This window comes from Endozoicomonas sp. NE40 (genome assembly GCF_040549045.1).
GTDB classification, from domain to species: Bacteria; Pseudomonadota; Gammaproteobacteria; order Pseudomonadales; family Endozoicomonadaceae; genus Endozoicomonas_A; species Endozoicomonas_A lisbonensis.
In genome coordinates this window covers 1,446,915-1,463,649 of record NZ_JBEWTB010000002.1, presented here as the reverse complement: position 1 = coordinate 1,463,649, position 16,735 = coordinate 1,446,915, and the positions used below count along the sequence as shown (strand labels likewise).

Genomic DNA, 16,735 nt, shown 5'->3' with positions numbered 1-16,735 from the left:
GCTTACCACCATTTGGGTAAGGGTACACTTTCTCAGGGTTTCTACATGGGAGATGACGCCTACCATTTTGCCACTGGCATTGAGGGTATCGAGAGCACTTCAGCCGGGTGTGGTTGTCTCTCTAACTCTTCATGTTGTTTTTCCAGCCTTCACAGAAATGGTCTCAAAAGCAGGCATGGTTTCTGTCTGGAGTGGAGTGTTTCAGGAAGGATAACAGAGCAGGCAGAGGTTGCCTGCTCTTGATTAAGTATCAGGCGACGTAACGTTTGTAGATGAACTGGTCAATGGAATAACGACCGGGGCCGGTAAAAATAAGGCCGATATAAGCCAGCATATAAATGTAAGCCAGTTCATGACCAAAGTAATAAGCGGCAATGGCCATGGAAAAAGCCAGGGCGGAAGCACTCAGGCGAGAGAACAGACCCACTGTCAGGGCGATACTGCCCAGCAGCTCAGCCATTATGGCAAGCGCCATGGTAGCTTCGGGGCCAACACCAAAGGGGTCGACAAACTTTGGGGCTCTTTCTGCGTAATTAACCAGTTTCGGCCAGCCATGTGTCCACATGCCTATGCTCAGGCCTGCACGCATGATCAGTAACCCAAGGCTGGATAGTTTTTGACGTAATTCCGGGCTGGCTGTTCCATAAAAGGAAGAGATAATGTGTTGCATATCAGACTACTGTTTTATTGTGGTTATTGCCGTTTTATTATCGCTGCCGATGCCGGAAAGGTGTTGATGCAGGTCAAGAGAGCGGGCGATAAAAAGAGACTGTAGACGTATGATTGTCTGGGCTATGAAAGTGTGATTTTTGTCACCTCAGGCGATAAAAATCACACTTTCACAGTTATACCCATCGCAATAATTAGCAATTCTATTGCGCTGACTTTCTGATACCCTAAAGGGCATAAAGGCTATGGCTTCTCACACCGCCATTATGCCCTTTAGGGTATTGCCTAACCGCTCAGAAAATCATGCTCATAACGAAGCTAATTATTTTGATTGGTATTACTTATGCTTTAGCTGGAAAATCAGTTTTTCCGCCGTGCAGTCAAAGTCAAACATGGCTCGAATATAAGGCGTGCCGCCTTCTTCTAATACTTCTGATTTAATCTGGCAGTTGCCGGAGCCAACGGATCGGGCATCTTTCTCCATCCGGGCGAACTGTTCTCTGGCAGACATCTGGTCATTGTCGCAGAAGTCCAGAGTCAGAAGGGTGTCGTCTTCCCGGATCAGAGTGCCAACCTCAACGCAGTTGCAGGCAACGCTTTCGTAATCGCCGGTATCTTTCATGAACGTACCTCATAAAAAAACCGGGCAGTTGGCCCGGTTTTAGTTTTGTCATGGCAGAGAATCAGACAGAGTCGATTAGCTGTCAGCAATGTGTCTGTCCAGTCTCATGGGGCAAGGCCATCTTATACCAAACCACCATAAGCGGGAACCATTAAACCAGCAGGTTCATCACGAACATTGCCATGAAGCCGTTTGCGATACAGATCCCGAACAGGATTGGGTACAGGCTGCCACGGGTACCGATAACACCAAGGATTCGGCCAGCGTACTGAATGGTAGAACCCATCAGGTAAATAGCAGGAGCCAGGATCGCAATGTGTTCACCGGTCAGAATGCCTTCAGAGAAAAGACCCATCACGATACCAACCGCACCACCCATGGACATGATGGCACCCATCAGAACCGCAGCACCTTCACCCGGCAGGCCCACCAGAACCATCAGCGGCTGAAACAGTGCGCCCAGAGCTGTCAGGGCGCCGGTTACGTTCAGGGCTTTAATGATGATAAAAGCCATCATGACGTTTGGAATGGTGCTCATTGCACCAATGTTCCAGCCCTTGCGAGCACCCTCAACGAAAACGTCAGTGATCATTTTCTTTGGAGCTGAAGAAGAAGCCTGAGTCATGATTATGCCACCTTCGCCTGTGCGTTAACCTTCTTGTCCTGAGCCTTCAGAATCAGGCGCAGAATGTTGGCACCAATGATTTTGAATATAAACATTACACCGACTGTCAGGCCGATGGAGGTTGGGACCGCCATGGAGCCATCAGCGTTGGTCAGGGTAAACAGTACAGCACCGGAACTGAAGAAGTTTACAATCAGTGCGCCACCAGAGAACTGGAAAGCAGTGAAAATTTCAGATTCTTTTTCAGTCAGCTCGCCGTCTTCCATCAGGTTTTTGGTCAGACCAGCACCGGTATCGGTGTTCTGCAGCGAGCCAATCAGGGCGAGACCTGAAGAACCAGGCAGTCCCATAAGAGGGCGCAGCAGTGGAGACAACAGTTTACGAGCGGCCTTCAGGGCGCCAAAGTGTTCCAGGACGTTAATCATGCCCAGGGCAAACATACAGGTAGGAACCAGTGTCAGGGCAAACAGAAAACCGTCACGGGCGCCGTCACCACCAGTACCACGGAACATGCCGCCAGCGATGGAGCCAAATGTACCGTTCAGTGTGGTGAAGTCAAAAACACCGTACCATTCGTTGGATTGCAGTAAACCGGAAAAGAACGCAACTGCAAATGCCAGTGCTATATAATTCCCGATCGTGACCTTTTGATCGTCGGTTGCACTCATGGATACCAGAACCTTGTTTGAAGTGATAGCGGTCAGAATAAGGACTTATGTCACAATGCAACACAGGGATAAAACGAGTAATTCATGGCTTTTGCCTCTATCCGTTTGATCCGGAGCTTTGTATTTCTTTCCATTTATTCTGTTGCCTGCTAAAGCGGGAGGAAAAAGGTAATGAATCGAACTTGGAGGTTCGTGCTGGTGAGATAAAAAGTGCGGGTTAATACGTAAGCAGGCTTTTGTTGCTTCCCTTAACTGGAAAATTCAGTATTTTCTAATCTGGAGTGGATACGAACCCGCAGGACCGCTCTTATCAGTGATTAATGTTGTCCCAATAAGCAAAAAACAAGAGGTTGTACTAGGTTTAGTCGGTGTTGCTCATGTTGTTTGTGATAAAGCAGACGGCACAAGCTAAGGAACCCGGAGGTTTTGGGAGAGTTGTATTGTGAGGTATCCTACGAATCGTTTTACTATCATTGATACATCGCGTTTTCCGTATTGTCGGGTAAGGAGTTTATCCCGGCTATGGCGAGGTGCCATTTCCTGCTTCATTTTTTTTGGGCTGGCGGGATCATGGTTTTCACCGGTTGATGCAAAGCCGCTAACGTCAGAAAAGTCATCAGTGTCAGACAAAATAATAACGAGTATTAATCCTGATTCGGTGTTGGTGCGTTTTCCTGACGATGATCTGTACACCAGGCATAAACCTGAATCGGAAACCGGACTGGTTGTGGATTTCAGAAAGAGTCGTTTCTCAAATAAAATCTCCCTTGAAGGGTTAGATATCAAAAATACCAATGGCAGGGATGGGTTTTCACCAGCAGGGCCGGTGTTGTTTGAGGTGGCTGCTCACCCGGATAAAGGTTCATTACCTGCTCGCGGAGGAGGCGGACGCGCTAATCCTGTCAAAATTTATAACATGGCAACCGGTGAAGAGGTTAAGACATCGGTTACCAGTGTTCAGGCGGCTGATGACGTCAGTATTCTTTATATCTACCCTGAACGTAAGTTTGCGTCAGGCAGGCATGTTGCCTTAATTACAAAGGATTTGAAGAGTGGTGGTGTGCCTGTTAAAACTTCACCTTTTATGGATGTAAATTCAAATCGCTCTGACGTTGTTGCATTCCTGTCTGAGCGGGGAATTCCGGTTGATAATCTTATCGATTTGAAGACGTTTACCGTTGCCTCGAAAGATGCCTACCTACAACCCGTTAATTCAATAGTGAATAAAATACAGTCATCTGTTCCCACTTTCTGTGGTGGTAGTAACGAGTCTGAAATGCTGGCTGAAATAGCGACGATGCATACTGAAAAATCATTACGGTACCACAAAGCTACCGGGAAACTCGCATTTCGTAAGTTTTTCAACAAAAAGAATGGCTGGTTAATTTCTGAGCATAAAACAAGATGCAACTGTGTTCAGTTTTCTGTTTTTTACCCTCGCTTCTATAAAGAGTCAGGACCGGTATTATTGTTTGGTCATCCATTAAATGGTTCTATTGATAACAGCATGAAATACATTTACCCAGCTCTGAAAAAGGGTTATGCCGTTATTGGAATAGACCTTCCGTACCATGGTAACAGAGGCTCATTGAGTATTAATCTAAAAAGCATATTGTACCTGTTCAATCAGGGGGCAGCTGATATGCTTTCGTTGTCTCATGCTTTGGGTACAACCCTGAGTTCACTGGATTTATTTCCGGAAAATGGTAAAGCTGACTTTGACCAGCAAAGAGTCAGCTATCTTGGTATAAGCTTGGGAGCAATAGTGGGGCAGCTGGCTGTGGCGAGAGGTAATGTAAAAAGCGCTTATTTTAAAACGGGAGGGGTCAATATAGGACAGATGTTTACTTTAGGGGCGGACCTTGGTTTTTTCCGTCGCCTGATCGTTCCTGAGGCATTCAATAAGCCAAAAGAAGCCATCTTTCTGGCTATGATGCAGGATGGATTTGTTCTGGATGGAATACATTATATGGACAACATAACTCCCCATTCGCAAGGGCCTAAAAGAATCGGTTTTGAAATAATGCACAACGATGATGTCATTGACTCGCGTAGTGCCTTAGCTCTGAAAAGGCTTTTAAAGAAAAATCCTGCAACGACTGTCGAACTTGAGACTTATCCGTTTCGCAATTTGAAGAGCCATGCCGAAGCGACTGCCAGTATGAAGTTTTATCCAGCCTGGTTAATGAAACAATCAACTCGGTAATGGTATGAACCTGAGTGATGATGCGTTGAGTTCCGGATATGGGCTCAACGCATCATTATGGCGTGGTTGTCAGGTTGACAGCCGTTTTAAACGAAGAACAGGTTCATTACAAACATCGCCATAAAGCTGTTAGCGATACAAATCGCGAACATGATCGGGTACAGGCTGCCACGGGTACCAATTACACCCAGGATACGACCTGCGTACTGGATGGTGGAACCACACAGGTAGATAGCTGGGGCCAGGATGGCAATGTGCTCACCGGTCAGGATGCCTTCAGAGAACAGACCCATCACGATTCCAACTGCACCGCCCATGGACATGATCGCACCCATGATAACCGCAGCGCCTTCACCGGGCAGGCCAACCAGTATCATCAGTGGCTCAAACAGAGCACCCAGTGCGCCCAGGGCGCCAGTGATGTTCAGAGCTTTGATGATGATGAAAGCCATCATTACGTTAGGGATGGTGCTCATAGCACCAATGTTCCAACCCTTGCGAGCGCCTTCAACAAAGACGTCAGTGATCATCTTTTTGCTAGCTTGAGCCATGATTATGCCACCTTCGCCTGTGCGTTAACTTTCTTGCCTTGAGCCTTCAGAATCAGACGCAGGACGTTGGCGCCAATGATTTTGAAGATGAACATGATGCCCACAGTCAGACCGATGGAAGTCGGTACAGCCATGGAGCCATCAGCGTTTGTCAGGGTGAACAGCACCGCACCGGAGCTGAAGAAGTTAACAATGGTCGCACCGGCAGAGAACTGGAAAGCGGTGAAGATTTCAGCTTCTTCCTGGTTCAGTTCGCCATCTTCGATCAGGTTTTTGGTCAGGCCAGCACCGGTATCGGTGTTCTGCAGGGAACCAATCATAGCCAGACCAGCTGAGCCAGGCAGACCCATCAGAGGACGCAGCAGAGGAGACAGCAGTTTACGGGCAGCTTTCAGAGCACCGTAGTGTTCCAGAACGTTGATCATACCCAGGGCAAACATACAGGTAGGCACCAGGGTCAGGGCGAACAGGAAGCCGTCACGGGCGCCGTCACCACCTGCACCACGGAACATACCACTGCCGGCAATAGAACCGAATGTACCGTTCAGGGTGGTGAAGTCAAATACACCGTACCATTCGTTGGACTGCAGTAAGCCGGAAAAAAATGCGACAGCAAAAGCCAGCGCAATATAATTTCCGAGCGTGACTTTCTGGTCGTCAGTAGCGCTCATTATAAAACCTGTTGGATGTTGTGTTGGAGTGTTGGATTCTTTCTATTTCGCGAAACGTTCGTACAAAAAAGAATCGATCAGGGAGGATAGAGAGCCTTGAATGTATCGCCTATCGGGGAATTGCGAAGAATTTATACAGTTAATATCTACATTAATTGCTGCCCCACTTAGATTTATTTCCTGTCCTGCGTATTTGGTTAACATGCGAACAAAAAAGGCCAGTAAAAATCACGAAGCGAATTGCGTAATTGTTTGATTTTGTTGTCGAGTGGGCGAAGTGGATAATGCTTTAAAATTCGGAAATTCTGTTATAGGCTCGGAACTCCCGAAGTCGCTGTTCGGGTATTAACCAGTGCAAAAGTATCAGTTTATGGGTTCTGAAGTGATCGCTTTGATTGAAATGAACCATTTCATCAATCACTCATTTTCAGAATGTATAGGCAGATATTTTTTATTTAAAACTATTCAGGGACAAACACTATGGCAGACAGTCAGGCCAGCCTGCGACGAAATGTCAACGTACTGGGGTCTTTGCTGGGGCAAACCATCAAGGATCAGCATGGTGAAGAATTTTTTAACAAAATTGAAAACATCCGGCAGCTGGCTAAAGCAGCCCGCGCCGGTAATGATGAAGATCGTGAGGTTCTTCTGGACCAGCTGAAAGGTCTGTCGGATGATGAGCTGGTGCCGGTCACCCGTTCTTTCAGCCACTTTCTGAACCTGGCGAACCTGGCCGAACAGTTTCATGGTGTTTCCAGAGAGTGTGAAGAAGCCTTTGATGTTCCTGATCACTTTGATGAGCTGATGGTGCGCCTGAAAGACAAGGGCCTGACCAATGAACAGATTGCCAGCAGCATCAGCAAGCTGGATATGGAGCTGGTGCTGACCGCTCACCCAACCGAAGTTAGCCGTCGTACCCTGATCCAGAAACAGGAATCCATTTTTGAGTGCCTGACTGAACTGGAAAACACCAGCCTGAGCCAGCGCCGCAAGGCACGCCTGGAGAATCGTCTGCAGCAGCTGGTCTCGCAGGCATGGCACACACTGGAATTCCGTACCCAGCGCCCGACTCCTATTGATGAAGCCAAAGCGGGTTATGCCACCATTGAACACTCTCTGTGGGAAGCCATTCCTGCTTTTGTGCGCTCCATGGATGAGCGAATGGAAGAGCATACCGGCATTCGTCTGCCTATTGATGCCGTACCGGTTCGTTTCTCTTCCTGGATGGGTGGTGACCGTGACGGTAACCCGTTTGTTACTTCCAAAGTGACTCAGGAAGTCTTGCTGCTGAGTCGCTGGGTGGCGGCTGACCTGTATCTGCGTGACCTGAAGCCTCTGATTGGCGAGCTGTCCATGACTGAGTGCAGTGAAGAGATGAAGCAGGTGATGGGCGAATGTCGTGAGCCTTACCGTGCGGTTCTGAAGAAACTGCGTGAGCGTCTGCGTCATACCCGCAGCTGGTGTGAGCGTTCACTGGTCGATATGGCTGACGCTTCCGACATCATGACAGACAATCAGGAGTTGATTGAACCTCTGGAGCTGTGCTACCGCTCTCTGAAAGAGGTGGGGCTGGGTGTGATTGCCGACGGTCCTCTGCTGGATATGATCCGCCGCGCCCACAGTTTCGGCCTGACTTTGATCAAACTGGATATCCGTCAGGAAGCAGACCGTCATACAGAAGTTCTGAGCGAACTGACCCGCGCTCTGGGTATGGGTGACTACGCCAGCTGGGATGAGAATGATCGTCAGACTTTCCTCCTGCGTGAACTGCAGAACCCTCGTCCCCTGCTGCCCAATAACTGGCAGCCAAGCCCGGATGTGAAAGAGGTTGTTGAGACTTGTCGTGTGATTGCCCGTGAAGGGGAAAAAGCCCTGCGAGCTTACGTGATTTCCATGGCATACAACCCATCTGATGTTCTGGCAGTAGCGCTGCTGCTGAAAGAGTGCGGTGTTGATTTTCCAATGCCGATTTCGCCTCTGTTTGAGACGCTGACGGCTCTGGACGGTGCGGCAGACTGTATCGAAAAACTGCTGAGCCTGCCCTGGTACCGTGGTTATAGTGCAGATGGTCAGATGGTGATGATCGGTTACTCCGACTCCGCCAAAGATGCTGGCTGGATGGCAGCAGGCTGGGCGCAGTATCGCGCCATGGAAGAAGTCACTGAGGTGTGCAGGAAACACAATGTAGACCTGACCTTCTTCCACGGCCGTGGTGGTACCATTGGTCGCGGGGGCGGCCCGGCTCATTCTGCGATCCTGTCACAGCCACCGGGTTCTGTGAATGGTCATCTGCGTGTTACCGAACAGGGCGAGATGATTCGTTTCAAGTTTGGTTTCCCGGATGTTGCCAGAAAGAGTCTGATGCTTTACGCCAGTGCAACGATGGAAGCCACCCTGCTGCCACCCCCGGCTCCTGAGCAGAGCTGGCGTGATATGATGGACCAGTTGTCCCGAGACTCTCTGGAAGTTTATCGCGGTATGGTGCGGGGCGAACCTGAGTTTGTGCCTTACTTCCGTTCCGTTACCCCTGAACAGGAGCTGGCAGGGTTGCCACTGGGTTCCCGTCCTGCCAAGCGTAAGCCTAATGGTGGCGTAGAAAGCCTGCGTGCTATTCCATGGATTTTTGCCTGGACTCAGATTCGCCTGATGCTGCCTACCTGGCTGGGTTGTGGTGTGGCACTGAAGAATGCACTGGACAAAGAACAGCGCGACACTCTGAAAGAAATGATGGAGCAGTGGCCATTCTTCAAAGCGCGACTGGAAATGCTGGAAATGGTCTTTATGAAGACCGATCCCAAGCTGGCTGAATATTATGAGGATCGTCTGGTACCTACGGGTCTGCAGCATCTTGGTGATAAGCTGCGAACGCTTCTCGACAGCGCAATCAATACTGTGCTTGAGCTGAAAGGTGGCAGTGAGCTGATGTCTGCTCACCCTGTGAACAAACAGGGCATTGCGCTGCGTAACCCTTACATTGATCCATTGAATGTTCTGCAGGCTGAATTGCTCTATCGCCTCCGCCACCTGGAGGAAGATAAGGAATGTAAGAATCTGGAACAGGCGCTGATGATCACTGTGGCAGGCATTGCCGCGGGTATGCGTAATACCGGCTGATTGTTAACAAACTGAAAAAGCCCGGATACTGAATGGTATTCGGGCTTTTTTATAGCCGATGGTATTTAAAAATAAATATTTATAAAGAATCAGGATTAATAACTCTTGGATTCGGGTTTAAATCCGGAGAATTGTTGGCAAATTCTTTCCATTCGCTTAAATCAGCGGTAACAGGTTTGCCTTTACTTTGTGTAAATGGAAAAACAGCGCCTTTGTAGAGTGGTTTTCCAGTGCCTTTGATTATGATGCCATTTGGCCATTTATTCTTGCCTTCCCGCCATTTTCTGAAAGCTTCAAAGTCAAGCTGATAGGCGAAATATTCTTCAACAGGGCTTTTTGTGCTGGCTTTATTGTCTTTGCAAAGTACCAGGACGTCTTTCTTTTTACTCATAGCTGTACATCCTTTTACTGTCCTTGGAGTTATTAGTATAGCCCGAACGAATAAGTATCAATTTATGTTTTTTTTGGTAAATTTCAACCAGTTGGCTGAAAAGCACATTTGGTAATGAGGTCTATACTTCGCCGTTCTGGGTATTAACTAACAACATTACAGAACCAGTATTCATGGACTTTTTTTCATGAAAAATAATGGTGAGGAATTACAATGAAACCAGCCTTTCGATTGGCTCTTTTAATACCAGCGATGAGCCTGTCATTCGTTCATACCGCCTTTGCTGACAATAAAATACCGGGCTATAAAGAAGAACTGGAAGATGGAACAGAAGTTCTTAAATTTCATACCGGAGAAAAAGTATTTGTAATTAAAATATCGGAATCAGGCGAATTTGAACTGGATCGTGAATTGCTAAGTGGCGTTTTTGATGCGAAAACCGGCCAGTATATTCAGCCTCTGTTACCCTCTTCGTCGGATGATCAGATTCAGGAGCCTTTACAGGCTTCTGACCATGGTGTGCCTGAAGCTGTTCTCAGTCCTTCGTTTCATCAGCCAGAGTTTTACGGAACACCAAAACAGACTGATGATTATGTTACCGTCAGGATAAGCCCAAATGGCCGTCTGACCTCTGTGCCTCCAGCGAACACCGGTGAACAGGCAGCAACGGTACCGGGCGAATCCGCAGTGGCTCTCAGATATACAGACAATCAGCAGTCTCCAGTGAGAAAGCCCATTGAATTCACAGAAAAAGAATGGAATTTATTTGCTGAAGGACTGAAGGTAGTGCAGGAAACCAAAAATCTGAGAAGACTGGGTCTGCCCTATAAACGTTACAACCACACGGCCGGGGCTAATAATATAGAAGGACATGATTACACTCACTACAATCAGCCTGAGTCCAGTCTGCAAACAAGATATCCCGATCAGAAAATTGAACACTGCCAGTCTTTCACTAAGGATGAAGTCACGCAGCTTGAAGAGAAGTTGGAGAAAGAGCGCCAGGCCGCAGGTGTTTCAGGTGCTGAGCCAGCCAGATTTGAAATGGACATCAAAGTAATTCATGACCAGGCACTTGCGCAGATAAAAGGTGTTAACCCCCAAAAAATGTCTGATGAAATCAGCGGTATTATCAAAAAATATTCGCAACAGGCTGAACATGGGGAGGTATCTTTTGCAAGCTTGCTGACATTTGCTAATGAAAGAGAAATGGGGATAGCCATCTATCACCCTGAAACCAATATTGATCCTAAGCGGTATTCGGGTATGACATTGCTGGATGCCCGAATGCCTACTGGTCAGGCAGTGACAGATGCGATAGTGAGGTTTCTTACTCAGGTCGCAATCAGGAAAATCAAAGAAGAAAGTGAGGAGTTAACAGGGCTGGCCAGAACGAGTATCAAGGGATTCATGTCCGTGGCCGCAGCATTACTCCCTGACTCTGTCCCTTATGCTGGTTACAAAACGAACCTGGAGAGACTGGCCGAAAGCGACTCGGGTATTGAGCAGATTCTGGAGGGGCTGATGGTCTTTCTGATGTATAAAGAGATGGGCTCCTCTGTTGAGAGCATGCAAATAATTTATGCTGAGAATCAACGTGCTGATCTCTGGTGGATGGTTGAAGTTTTCAATAAGGTTTATAACCTTGAGCCCGCCCACTTCGCTCTGGCTTACAATGCCAAGAGTCTGCTTCGAATCCCTGTCATGGGCAAAACGCCCGAGCTTTTTGGTAAGCGTCAGAAACCAGAAAGCACAGCAACACCTGCTGAAGACACTCAGGTTGAAGAGCAGGATGTTGAAGATTCAGATGAAGATTCCCTTGGTTGATTGAGTAGGTCTGTGTTGTATCAGGCTTCGGTGTACCGTTACGGAAGCCTGATCATCTCCATAGAAAAACCGCCTTGTCCCAGGGACACTGATAAAGCTGCATCAATGTTTTGCCATCAAAACTCATAACAATCTGGTAATTAAGAAAGCCAGTCTGTGGTTTGCCTGACAGAATGGTGGTGGCCGGGCGGTTCATTAATACAGGTGTTCCATTCAGGTCTTTGGTCTGCAAATAAAGGATATTCATGATCGTGACAATTTCTCCGTTGTCCGGATTAAAGGAGAAGTTATCAGTGAACCTGACCCCATAAGTGCGACGATCTGCCTTCATATCGCTGATATTCTTCGTCATACGACATTTGGCAAGATCCAGGTAGCCGCTCGGCATGTGATTATTTCTGATGGCGGACAGCAGCCAGGGATAGCCTTGAATACGGCTGTTGGGAATACTTTGTGCAGTTAAAGGCAGCAGAGTTAAGACTGAAAAAAACACAGATCGCAAGCCTGCTTTGAGTCGGGTTCTGAGCCAGCTTCTGTACATAACCATGCTCCTGATGGTCAATCCTTAAAATAATCTATCGGCATAAACAGCCATGAGCGCAAGAAACAATTTTCCGTTACCCCCTGTGATGAAAAAATTTTCATGGTAAAAAGGTGTTTTATTTATTCATTGTGAATTCCAGTTCGAAACTTGTATCGCACTGCGGGTGTGTATATGCTGTGTGCCTTTTTAGACATCGGTCAAACGAAGCAGGCTTCCGGGTAGTTGCACCCTGAGGCCGGCTTTAGACAGGAGCATTATTCATGCGAGTGATTCTGTTGGGTGCCCCGGGCGCAGGTAAAGGTACACAAGCCCAGTTCATCATGGAAGAATTCGGTATTCCCCAGATTTCTACTGGCGATATGCTGCGTGCCGCGATCAAGAATGGCACCGAACTGGGCAAAAAAGTGAAAGAAGTCATGGATTCCGGTTCTCTGGTTTCTGACGACATCATTATTGCCCTGGTGAAAGAGCGTATTGCTGAAGCGGATTGCGCTGGTGGTTTCCTGTTTGACGGTTTCCCTCGTACCATTCCTCAGGCAGAAGCGCTGCGCGATGCCGGTGTTGAAATTGACCACGTGGTTGAAATTGCCGTTGAAGACGAAGAAATTGTTCAGCGCATGGGTGGTCGTCGCGTACATCCCGGCAGCGGTCGTACATACCACGTCGTTTACAACCCGCCAAAGGTTGAAGGTAAGGATGACGTAACCGGCGAAGACCTGATTCAGCGTAAAGACGATGTAGAAGAAACCGTACGTCACCGTCTGGGTGTATACCACGAACAGACTGCTCCGCTGGTGGACTTCTACAAGAACATTGAAGGTGACACCCGCTACACCTGTGTAGAAGGTGTTGGCAGCGTTGATGACATAAAAGGCAAAGTGCTGGTTGCGCTGAAGCCGGTGGCTGCATAAGTCGAGAAACTCATGAAGTTACTGGCGCTGGATACTGCCACCGAGGCCTGCTCTGTCGCATTGAACCTTGATGGTGAAATAATTGAAAACTTTCAGATGCTGCCTCGTCGTCACAGCCGTGAACTGCTGTCGATGGTTGAGCAGATTCTGGGGGATGCAGGTCTCACATTAAGCCAGATTGATGCCCTGGCTTTTGGTCGGGGACCGGGAGCATTTACTGGTTTACGGGTTGCAACCGCCATGGTGCAGGGACTGGCATTTGCTGTGGATAAGCCGGTGATCGGTATTTCCACACTGGCGGCGCTGGCGCAGGAAGGACTGCGTCGTTTCGGAGCAACATCCGTGCTGTCATCCATTGATGCCCGCATGAATGAGGTTTACTGGGGAGCGTTCAGGGAACAGGATGGCTTAATGCAGCCGGTTCAGGATGAAGTGGTCATTGCTCCGGAAAAAGTGATGGTGCCAGAAGGTGATGACCAGTGGCTGGGCATGGGTACTGGCTGGGCTTTTCGTGAGAAAACAGCCGCGTCGGTACTGGATTGCCATACTGACAGCTACCCGCGTGCCGGAGACATTGCGATATTAGCGGCTGATCATTATGGCAACGGGCACGCTGTTTCAGCGGAACAGGCGATGCCCGTTTACCTGCGAGACAAGGTTGCACTCAAGAAGAGTGAACGATAGGGTTTTATCTGTTCAGGGATACAGGCTGGAAAGCATCCAGTGAAATGCCACACATATCATTATACTGGTCGTCTGACGAGCCTGTTTTCCCTCTTCTCATTCTGATGTAACCATCTTCTCCCCACTGCTCTCCCCAGCTGTTTTTTACTATCCAGTAAGGGATGTTGTTGTCAGTTCCATAACCCACTAACAGGACCTCATGATCCAGAGAGTCTGTCCTGTTCTGTAGGCACTGACTATCGTCATAAACCCCCCCTTTATACAGCATGAAGCTTTTGAGTGATGCCTTTATGGCAACCGATATAGGACCGTCCTGCAACGCTTCCATCAGCGCCTTATCATTTCCTGGTTCTATAGACCGGACTTTCATCCCATCTGGAATTTTAATCTTCTTGCAATCATTCACATGATCAGTGGAACAGGCTTTATCGACTCCAGAGCCTGAACTATATGGATAGCTTTCTTCTGTGCAAAGCGTGAAATTGTTTCGGACCACGAAAGAATAAACAACCAGCGAAGTCCCTCCCTCACAAATAGGCCTTACTCCGTTGCAGGCACCAATAAACTGCTCGCTAAGGGAGGTCAGGGGATTTCCCTGAATCTTGTAATAGCCTTCCAGCGCTCCTATGGAGCCAAAAGTCCAGCAACTGCCACACTGTTTCTGGTTTTTAACAGCAGTTACAGCTCCCTTTTTCCTCCAGTCTAAGGCATCGGGTATTACCTTATTAGAATGTTTATAAGGTGTGCCAATAAGCGTTTTAGAAAGGTTTGCTAATGTATTTTTTTTCTCACTGCTCTTTAGCTGCTTATGGCCAAGGTTGCTGTTTTTAAAGTCATCAAAACTGAGATCAAAAAAAGCATTTATATTTGCTGTTTCATCTTTTCCTGAAGTTTTTCTTTCAGCGTTGTAAATCAAAGCATAATTCACATTTTCAATGAAATTGGCTTTGCGTTTTTGATAATTGGCAGTGTTACGTTCAGGTTTTTCTGATTCATCTTTATATCTCTCCAGAAACAGTGCGTAAAATAAATCCGCGTTTTGATCAGAGTAATATTTCAGATCAAGGATGGAGGAATCTTTAACGGGTGCTGAATACACTTGTGAAATAAACAGTGTAAAAAAGCATAAAACCGAAGCTGACCATATTTTCATAAGGATATCTCACGGTATTAACGGATAAACACAATGCACAATGTTAGTTTTTCTCTCTTATGTTGTATGAACGTTTTTTCATTAGTCTGTTAGATTAAGATTCTTTTTGATTGTTAAGTCGCAGCTTGCCTGACACTGGCAGAAAATACTTGAGATACCTTAATGCTGGGCGACATACTGTATAACTTTGAAACGGATTCAGGAGCACCCTCATGGACTTTCTGCAGATTATTGTTCTTGCTCTGATACAGGGCATTACCGAATTCCTGCCGGTGTCCAGCTCGGGGCATCTTATTCTTCCGGCACAGCTGTTAGGCTGGAGTGATCAGGGGCTGGCGTTTGATGTGGCGGTACATATCGGTACGCTAGCTGCTGTCATTGGCTATTTCCGAAACGATATCCTCAAAATAGCCATAGACTGGCTCGGTTCGCTGGTGGGCAGAGGTTCAACCTTTAACAGCCGATTGGGGTGGTACCTGATTTTTGCCACCATTCCCGCTGTGGCGTTTGGCTTTGCCCTGAAAGCCATCGGGCTTGATGAAGCCATGCGGACGATTGGTGTCATTGCCGGAACCACTTTGATCTTTGGTGCGCTGCTGGGCTGGGCAGACCTTAAAGGCAAGCGTATTCAGCCTCTGGAAAAGCTGACATTCAGGCAGGCGATGATCATAGGTTTTGCCCAGGCCATTGCCCTGATTCCGGGGACTTCCCGTTCCGGTATCACCATGACCGCCGGTTTAATGCTGGGATTGACCAGAGAGGCTGCCGCCCGCTTTTCTTTTCTGCTATCCATTCCGGTCATCCTTGGGGCGGGTTCTCTGCTCACTCTGGATCTGGTTAAGGATGCCGCTCCGGTTGACTGGTCAGTACTGTTGAGTGGTGCAGTGGTTGCGGCGGTCAGTGCCTGGGTCTGTATTCATTACTTTCTTGCATTTATTAACCGTATCGGGCTGATGCCGTTTGTTATTTACCGGTTCTGTCTGGGGGTGGTGCTGCTTTGGGTGATGCTGGGTTAAAAACGACACACTCCGGCATTGTCAAAATGGTAAACTCTCATTTTCTATTTATATGAAAATGCGATTTTCATCGCCTCTTATCACAAGAGGTGAAGAAAATCGCATTTTTTCTCTCATGGCTGTTTAAATGAGAAAGCTGCGGATGTCCTTTTCTCTTTATATTGATTGTTCCGGCCTGGTTGAAGGGCTGGAAAAACATCGTTGTCTGACAAACCTGCATGAAACAATCTCACGTTCTGAAACGGTGACAGATACCAGAAGCTTATCGAAAGGCTCATTAATCCTCGGTTTTGTGGATGATGTACTCTGCCTGCGTCGTGCCGGAGATAAGGAAAAACCAGTATTTGTTGACTTTGTTGGCGGTAAGGCAGGACATCGCCGCAAGTTTGGTGGTGGTAAAGGGCAGGATATCGCCAAAGCGGTGGGTTTGAATAAAGGCGTGACCCCTCATGTGCTTGATGGTACTGGCGGGCTGGGACGTGATGCCTTTGTGTTGGCCAGTCTGGGGTGTACAGTCACCCTGATTGAGCGTTCACCGGTGATTGCAGCCCTGCTGCAGGATGGTATTGACCGGGCAAGGCTGTCCCCGGAGACAGTCGGTATTGCCAGTCGTATGGAACTGATCAATGAAGACAGTCGTCTGGCGATGCAGACCATGGCGACCGATGGTCAACAGTTTGATGTCGTTTATCTTGACCCTATGTTTCCACACCGTGAAAAGTCGGCACTGGTGAAAAAAGAGATGCGCATTTTTCAGGATCTGTTGAGTGGCGATCCTGATGCCGATGAACTGCTGGCACCGGCAGAAGCCCTGGCTGAATACCGGGTGGTGGTCAAGCGCCCAAGGCTGGCTCCTGACCTGGCGGGTAAAGAGCCGACCTACCGCCTGGAAGGCAAGGCATGCCGCTATGATATCCACGCTTTTAAAGCGTTTAGTAGCGATCAATAAATTGGCATAGTTAAGGCGTGTAGTGCAGGCCATTGGCAAACTGCACGCTTTTTCGGCTGAGGGCCTTTCCCTGTCCAGACTTTATTTCCTTACGGATGCTGTCACAGTAATGCCATGAACTGGTTACCGTTTGG

At 47.9% G+C, this 16,735-nt stretch carries 16 protein-coding genes; 7 read left to right on the top strand and 9 right to left on the bottom strand.

Annotation, left to right across the window (positions count from 1 at the left end):
• Window positions 1-250: 250 nt before the first annotated feature.
• The 4 genes from V5J35_RS07500 to V5J35_RS07485 all read right to left on the bottom strand — a co-directional run bounded on the left by V5J35_RS07500 (window position 251) and on the right by V5J35_RS07485 (window position 2,584).
• On the bottom strand, window positions 251-670 hold the full coding sequence (locus tag V5J35_RS07500; RefSeq protein ID WP_354010656.1) for a DoxX family protein: 420 nt from the start codon (window positions 668-670) through the stop codon (window positions 251-253).
• A gap of 336 nt (window positions 671-1,006) precedes the next feature.
• Window positions 1,007-1,291, bottom strand: a complete 285-nt coding sequence (locus tag V5J35_RS07495; protein WP_354010655.1) for a DUF406 family protein — start codon at window positions 1,289-1,291, stop codon at window positions 1,007-1,009.
• Window positions 1,292-1,442: 151 nt separating this feature from the next.
• The gene (locus V5J35_RS07490) at window positions 1,443-1,916 is read right to left on the bottom strand and encodes a YjiG family protein (protein ID WP_354010654.1); all 474 of its coding nucleotides are present in this window, start codon (window positions 1,914-1,916) and stop codon (window positions 1,443-1,445) included.
• Window positions 1,917-1,918: 2 nt separating this feature from the next.
• A complete protein-coding gene (locus tag V5J35_RS07485) occupies window positions 1,919-2,584 on the bottom strand; it encodes a nucleoside recognition domain-containing protein (RefSeq protein WP_354010653.1) in 666 nt (221 codons plus the stop codon).
• A gap of 619 nt (window positions 2,585-3,203) precedes the next feature.
• Between V5J35_RS07485 and V5J35_RS07480 the strand changes: the two genes are divergently transcribed.
• Window positions 3,204-4,790, top strand: coding sequence for an alpha/beta hydrolase family protein (locus tag V5J35_RS07480; RefSeq protein WP_354010652.1), 1,587 nt, complete (start codon window positions 3,204-3,206; stop codon window positions 4,788-4,790).
• Between the two features lie 86 nt (window positions 4,791-4,876).
• On the opposite strand, the gene V5J35_RS07475 is transcribed toward V5J35_RS07480, so the two are convergent.
• Together V5J35_RS07475 and V5J35_RS07470 are read right to left on the bottom strand one after the other, a co-directional pair.
• The gene (locus V5J35_RS07475; protein ID WP_354010651.1) at window positions 4,877-5,341 is read right to left on the bottom strand and encodes a YjiG family protein; all 465 of its coding nucleotides are present in this window, start codon (window positions 5,339-5,341) and stop codon (window positions 4,877-4,879) included.
• Between the two features lie 2 nt (window positions 5,342-5,343).
• Window positions 5,344-6,012, bottom strand: coding sequence for a nucleoside recognition domain-containing protein (locus V5J35_RS07470; RefSeq protein WP_354010650.1), 669 nt, complete (start codon window positions 6,010-6,012; stop codon window positions 5,344-5,346).
• Window positions 6,013-6,492: 480 nt separating this feature from the next.
• On the opposite strand from V5J35_RS07470, the gene ppc reads away from it, so the two are divergent.
• A complete protein-coding gene (gene ppc, locus V5J35_RS07465) occupies window positions 6,493-9,126 on the top strand; it encodes a phosphoenolpyruvate carboxylase (protein ID WP_354010649.1) in 2,634 nt (877 codons plus the stop codon).
• 79 nt (window positions 9,127-9,205) lie between these two features.
• Here ppc and V5J35_RS07460 read toward each other — a convergent pair whose 3' ends face one another.
• Window positions 9,206-9,517, bottom strand: coding sequence for a hypothetical protein (locus V5J35_RS07460; protein WP_354010648.1), 312 nt, complete (start codon window positions 9,515-9,517; stop codon window positions 9,206-9,208).
• A gap of 213 nt (window positions 9,518-9,730) precedes the next feature.
• On the opposite strand from V5J35_RS07460, the gene V5J35_RS07455 reads away from it, so the two are divergent.
• Window positions 9,731-11,344, top strand: a complete 1,614-nt coding sequence (locus tag V5J35_RS07455) for a hypothetical protein (protein WP_354010647.1) — start codon at window positions 9,731-9,733, stop codon at window positions 11,342-11,344.
• A 52-nt stretch (window positions 11,345-11,396) separates the two neighbouring features.
• On the opposite strand, the gene V5J35_RS07450 is transcribed toward V5J35_RS07455, so the two are convergent.
• A complete protein-coding gene (locus V5J35_RS07450) occupies window positions 11,397-11,885 on the bottom strand; it encodes a hypothetical protein (RefSeq protein ID WP_354010646.1) in 489 nt (162 codons plus the stop codon).
• 263 nt (window positions 11,886-12,148) lie between these two features.
• Between V5J35_RS07450 and adk the strand changes: the two genes are divergently transcribed.
• A complete protein-coding gene (gene adk / locus V5J35_RS07445; RefSeq protein ID WP_354010645.1) occupies window positions 12,149-12,799 on the top strand; it encodes an adenylate kinase in 651 nt (216 codons plus the stop codon).
• A gap of 12 nt (window positions 12,800-12,811) precedes the next feature.
• Window positions 12,812-13,483: a tRNA (adenosine(37)-N6)-threonylcarbamoyltransferase complex dimerization subunit type 1 TsaB gene (gene tsaB / locus V5J35_RS07440; RefSeq protein WP_354010644.1), complete on the top strand. Its 672-nt coding sequence runs from the start codon at window positions 12,812-12,814 to the stop codon at window positions 13,481-13,483.
• Window positions 13,484-13,487: 4 nt separating this feature from the next.
• On the opposite strand, the gene V5J35_RS07435 is transcribed toward tsaB, so the two are convergent.
• Window positions 13,488-14,636 (bottom strand): C1 family peptidase, encoded by a 1,149-nt coding sequence (locus V5J35_RS07435; protein WP_354016304.1) that lies wholly within the window; start codon window positions 14,634-14,636, stop codon window positions 13,488-13,490.
• Between the two features lie 212 nt (window positions 14,637-14,848).
• Between V5J35_RS07435 and V5J35_RS07430 the strand changes: the two genes are divergently transcribed.
• The gene (locus V5J35_RS07430) at window positions 14,849-15,652 is read left to right on the top strand and encodes an undecaprenyl-diphosphate phosphatase (protein ID WP_354010642.1); all 804 of its coding nucleotides are present in this window, start codon (window positions 14,849-14,851) and stop codon (window positions 15,650-15,652) included.
• A gap of 142 nt (window positions 15,653-15,794) precedes the next feature.
• A complete protein-coding gene (locus tag V5J35_RS07425) occupies window positions 15,795-16,601 on the top strand; it encodes a class I SAM-dependent methyltransferase (RefSeq protein WP_354010641.1) in 807 nt (268 codons plus the stop codon).
• The last annotated feature ends 134 nt before the right edge of the window (window positions 16,602-16,735 follow it).

Bases quoted from the DNA above. Each gene is read 5' to 3' on its own strand.
- V5J35_RS07500 (WP_354010656.1), bottom strand. From the start codon at position 670: ATGCAACACATTATCTCTTCCTTTTATGGAACAGCCAGCCCGGAATTA.
- V5J35_RS07495 (WP_354010655.1), bottom strand. From the start codon at position 1,291: ATGAAAGATACCGGCGATTACGAAAGCGTTGCCTGCAACTGCGTTGAG.
- V5J35_RS07490 (WP_354010654.1), bottom strand. From the start codon at position 1,916: ATGACTCAGGCTTCTTCTTCAGCTCCAAAGAAAATGATCACTGACGTT.
- V5J35_RS07485 (WP_354010653.1), bottom strand. From the start codon at position 2,584: ATGAGTGCAACCGACGATCAAAAGGTCACGATCGGGAATTATATAGCA.
- V5J35_RS07475 (WP_354010651.1), bottom strand. From the start codon at position 5,341: ATGGCTCAAGCTAGCAAAAAGATGATCACTGACGTCTTTGTTGAAGGC.
- V5J35_RS07470 (WP_354010650.1), bottom strand. From the start codon at position 6,012: ATGAGCGCTACTGACGACCAGAAAGTCACGCTCGGAAATTATATTGCG.
- ppc (WP_354010649.1), top strand. From the start codon at position 6,493: ATGGCAGACAGTCAGGCCAGCCTGCGACGAAATGTCAACGTACTGGGG.
- V5J35_RS07460 (WP_354010648.1), bottom strand. From the start codon at position 9,517: ATGAGTAAAAAGAAAGACGTCCTGGTACTTTGCAAAGACAATAAAGCC.
- V5J35_RS07455 (WP_354010647.1), top strand. From the start codon at position 9,731: ATGAAACCAGCCTTTCGATTGGCTCTTTTAATACCAGCGATGAGCCTG.
- V5J35_RS07450 (WP_354010646.1), bottom strand. From the start codon at position 11,885: ATGTACAGAAGCTGGCTCAGAACCCGACTCAAAGCAGGCTTGCGATCT.
- adk (WP_354010645.1), top strand. From the start codon at position 12,149: ATGCGAGTGATTCTGTTGGGTGCCCCGGGCGCAGGTAAAGGTACACAA.
- tsaB (WP_354010644.1), top strand. From the start codon at position 12,812: ATGAAGTTACTGGCGCTGGATACTGCCACCGAGGCCTGCTCTGTCGCA.
- V5J35_RS07435 (WP_354016304.1), bottom strand. From the start codon at position 14,636: ATGAAAATATGGTCAGCTTCGGTTTTATGCTTTTTTACACTGTTTATT.
- V5J35_RS07430 (WP_354010642.1), top strand. From the start codon at position 14,849: ATGGACTTTCTGCAGATTATTGTTCTTGCTCTGATACAGGGCATTACC.
- V5J35_RS07425 (WP_354010641.1), top strand. From the start codon at position 15,795: ATGTCCTTTTCTCTTTATATTGATTGTTCCGGCCTGGTTGAAGGGCTG.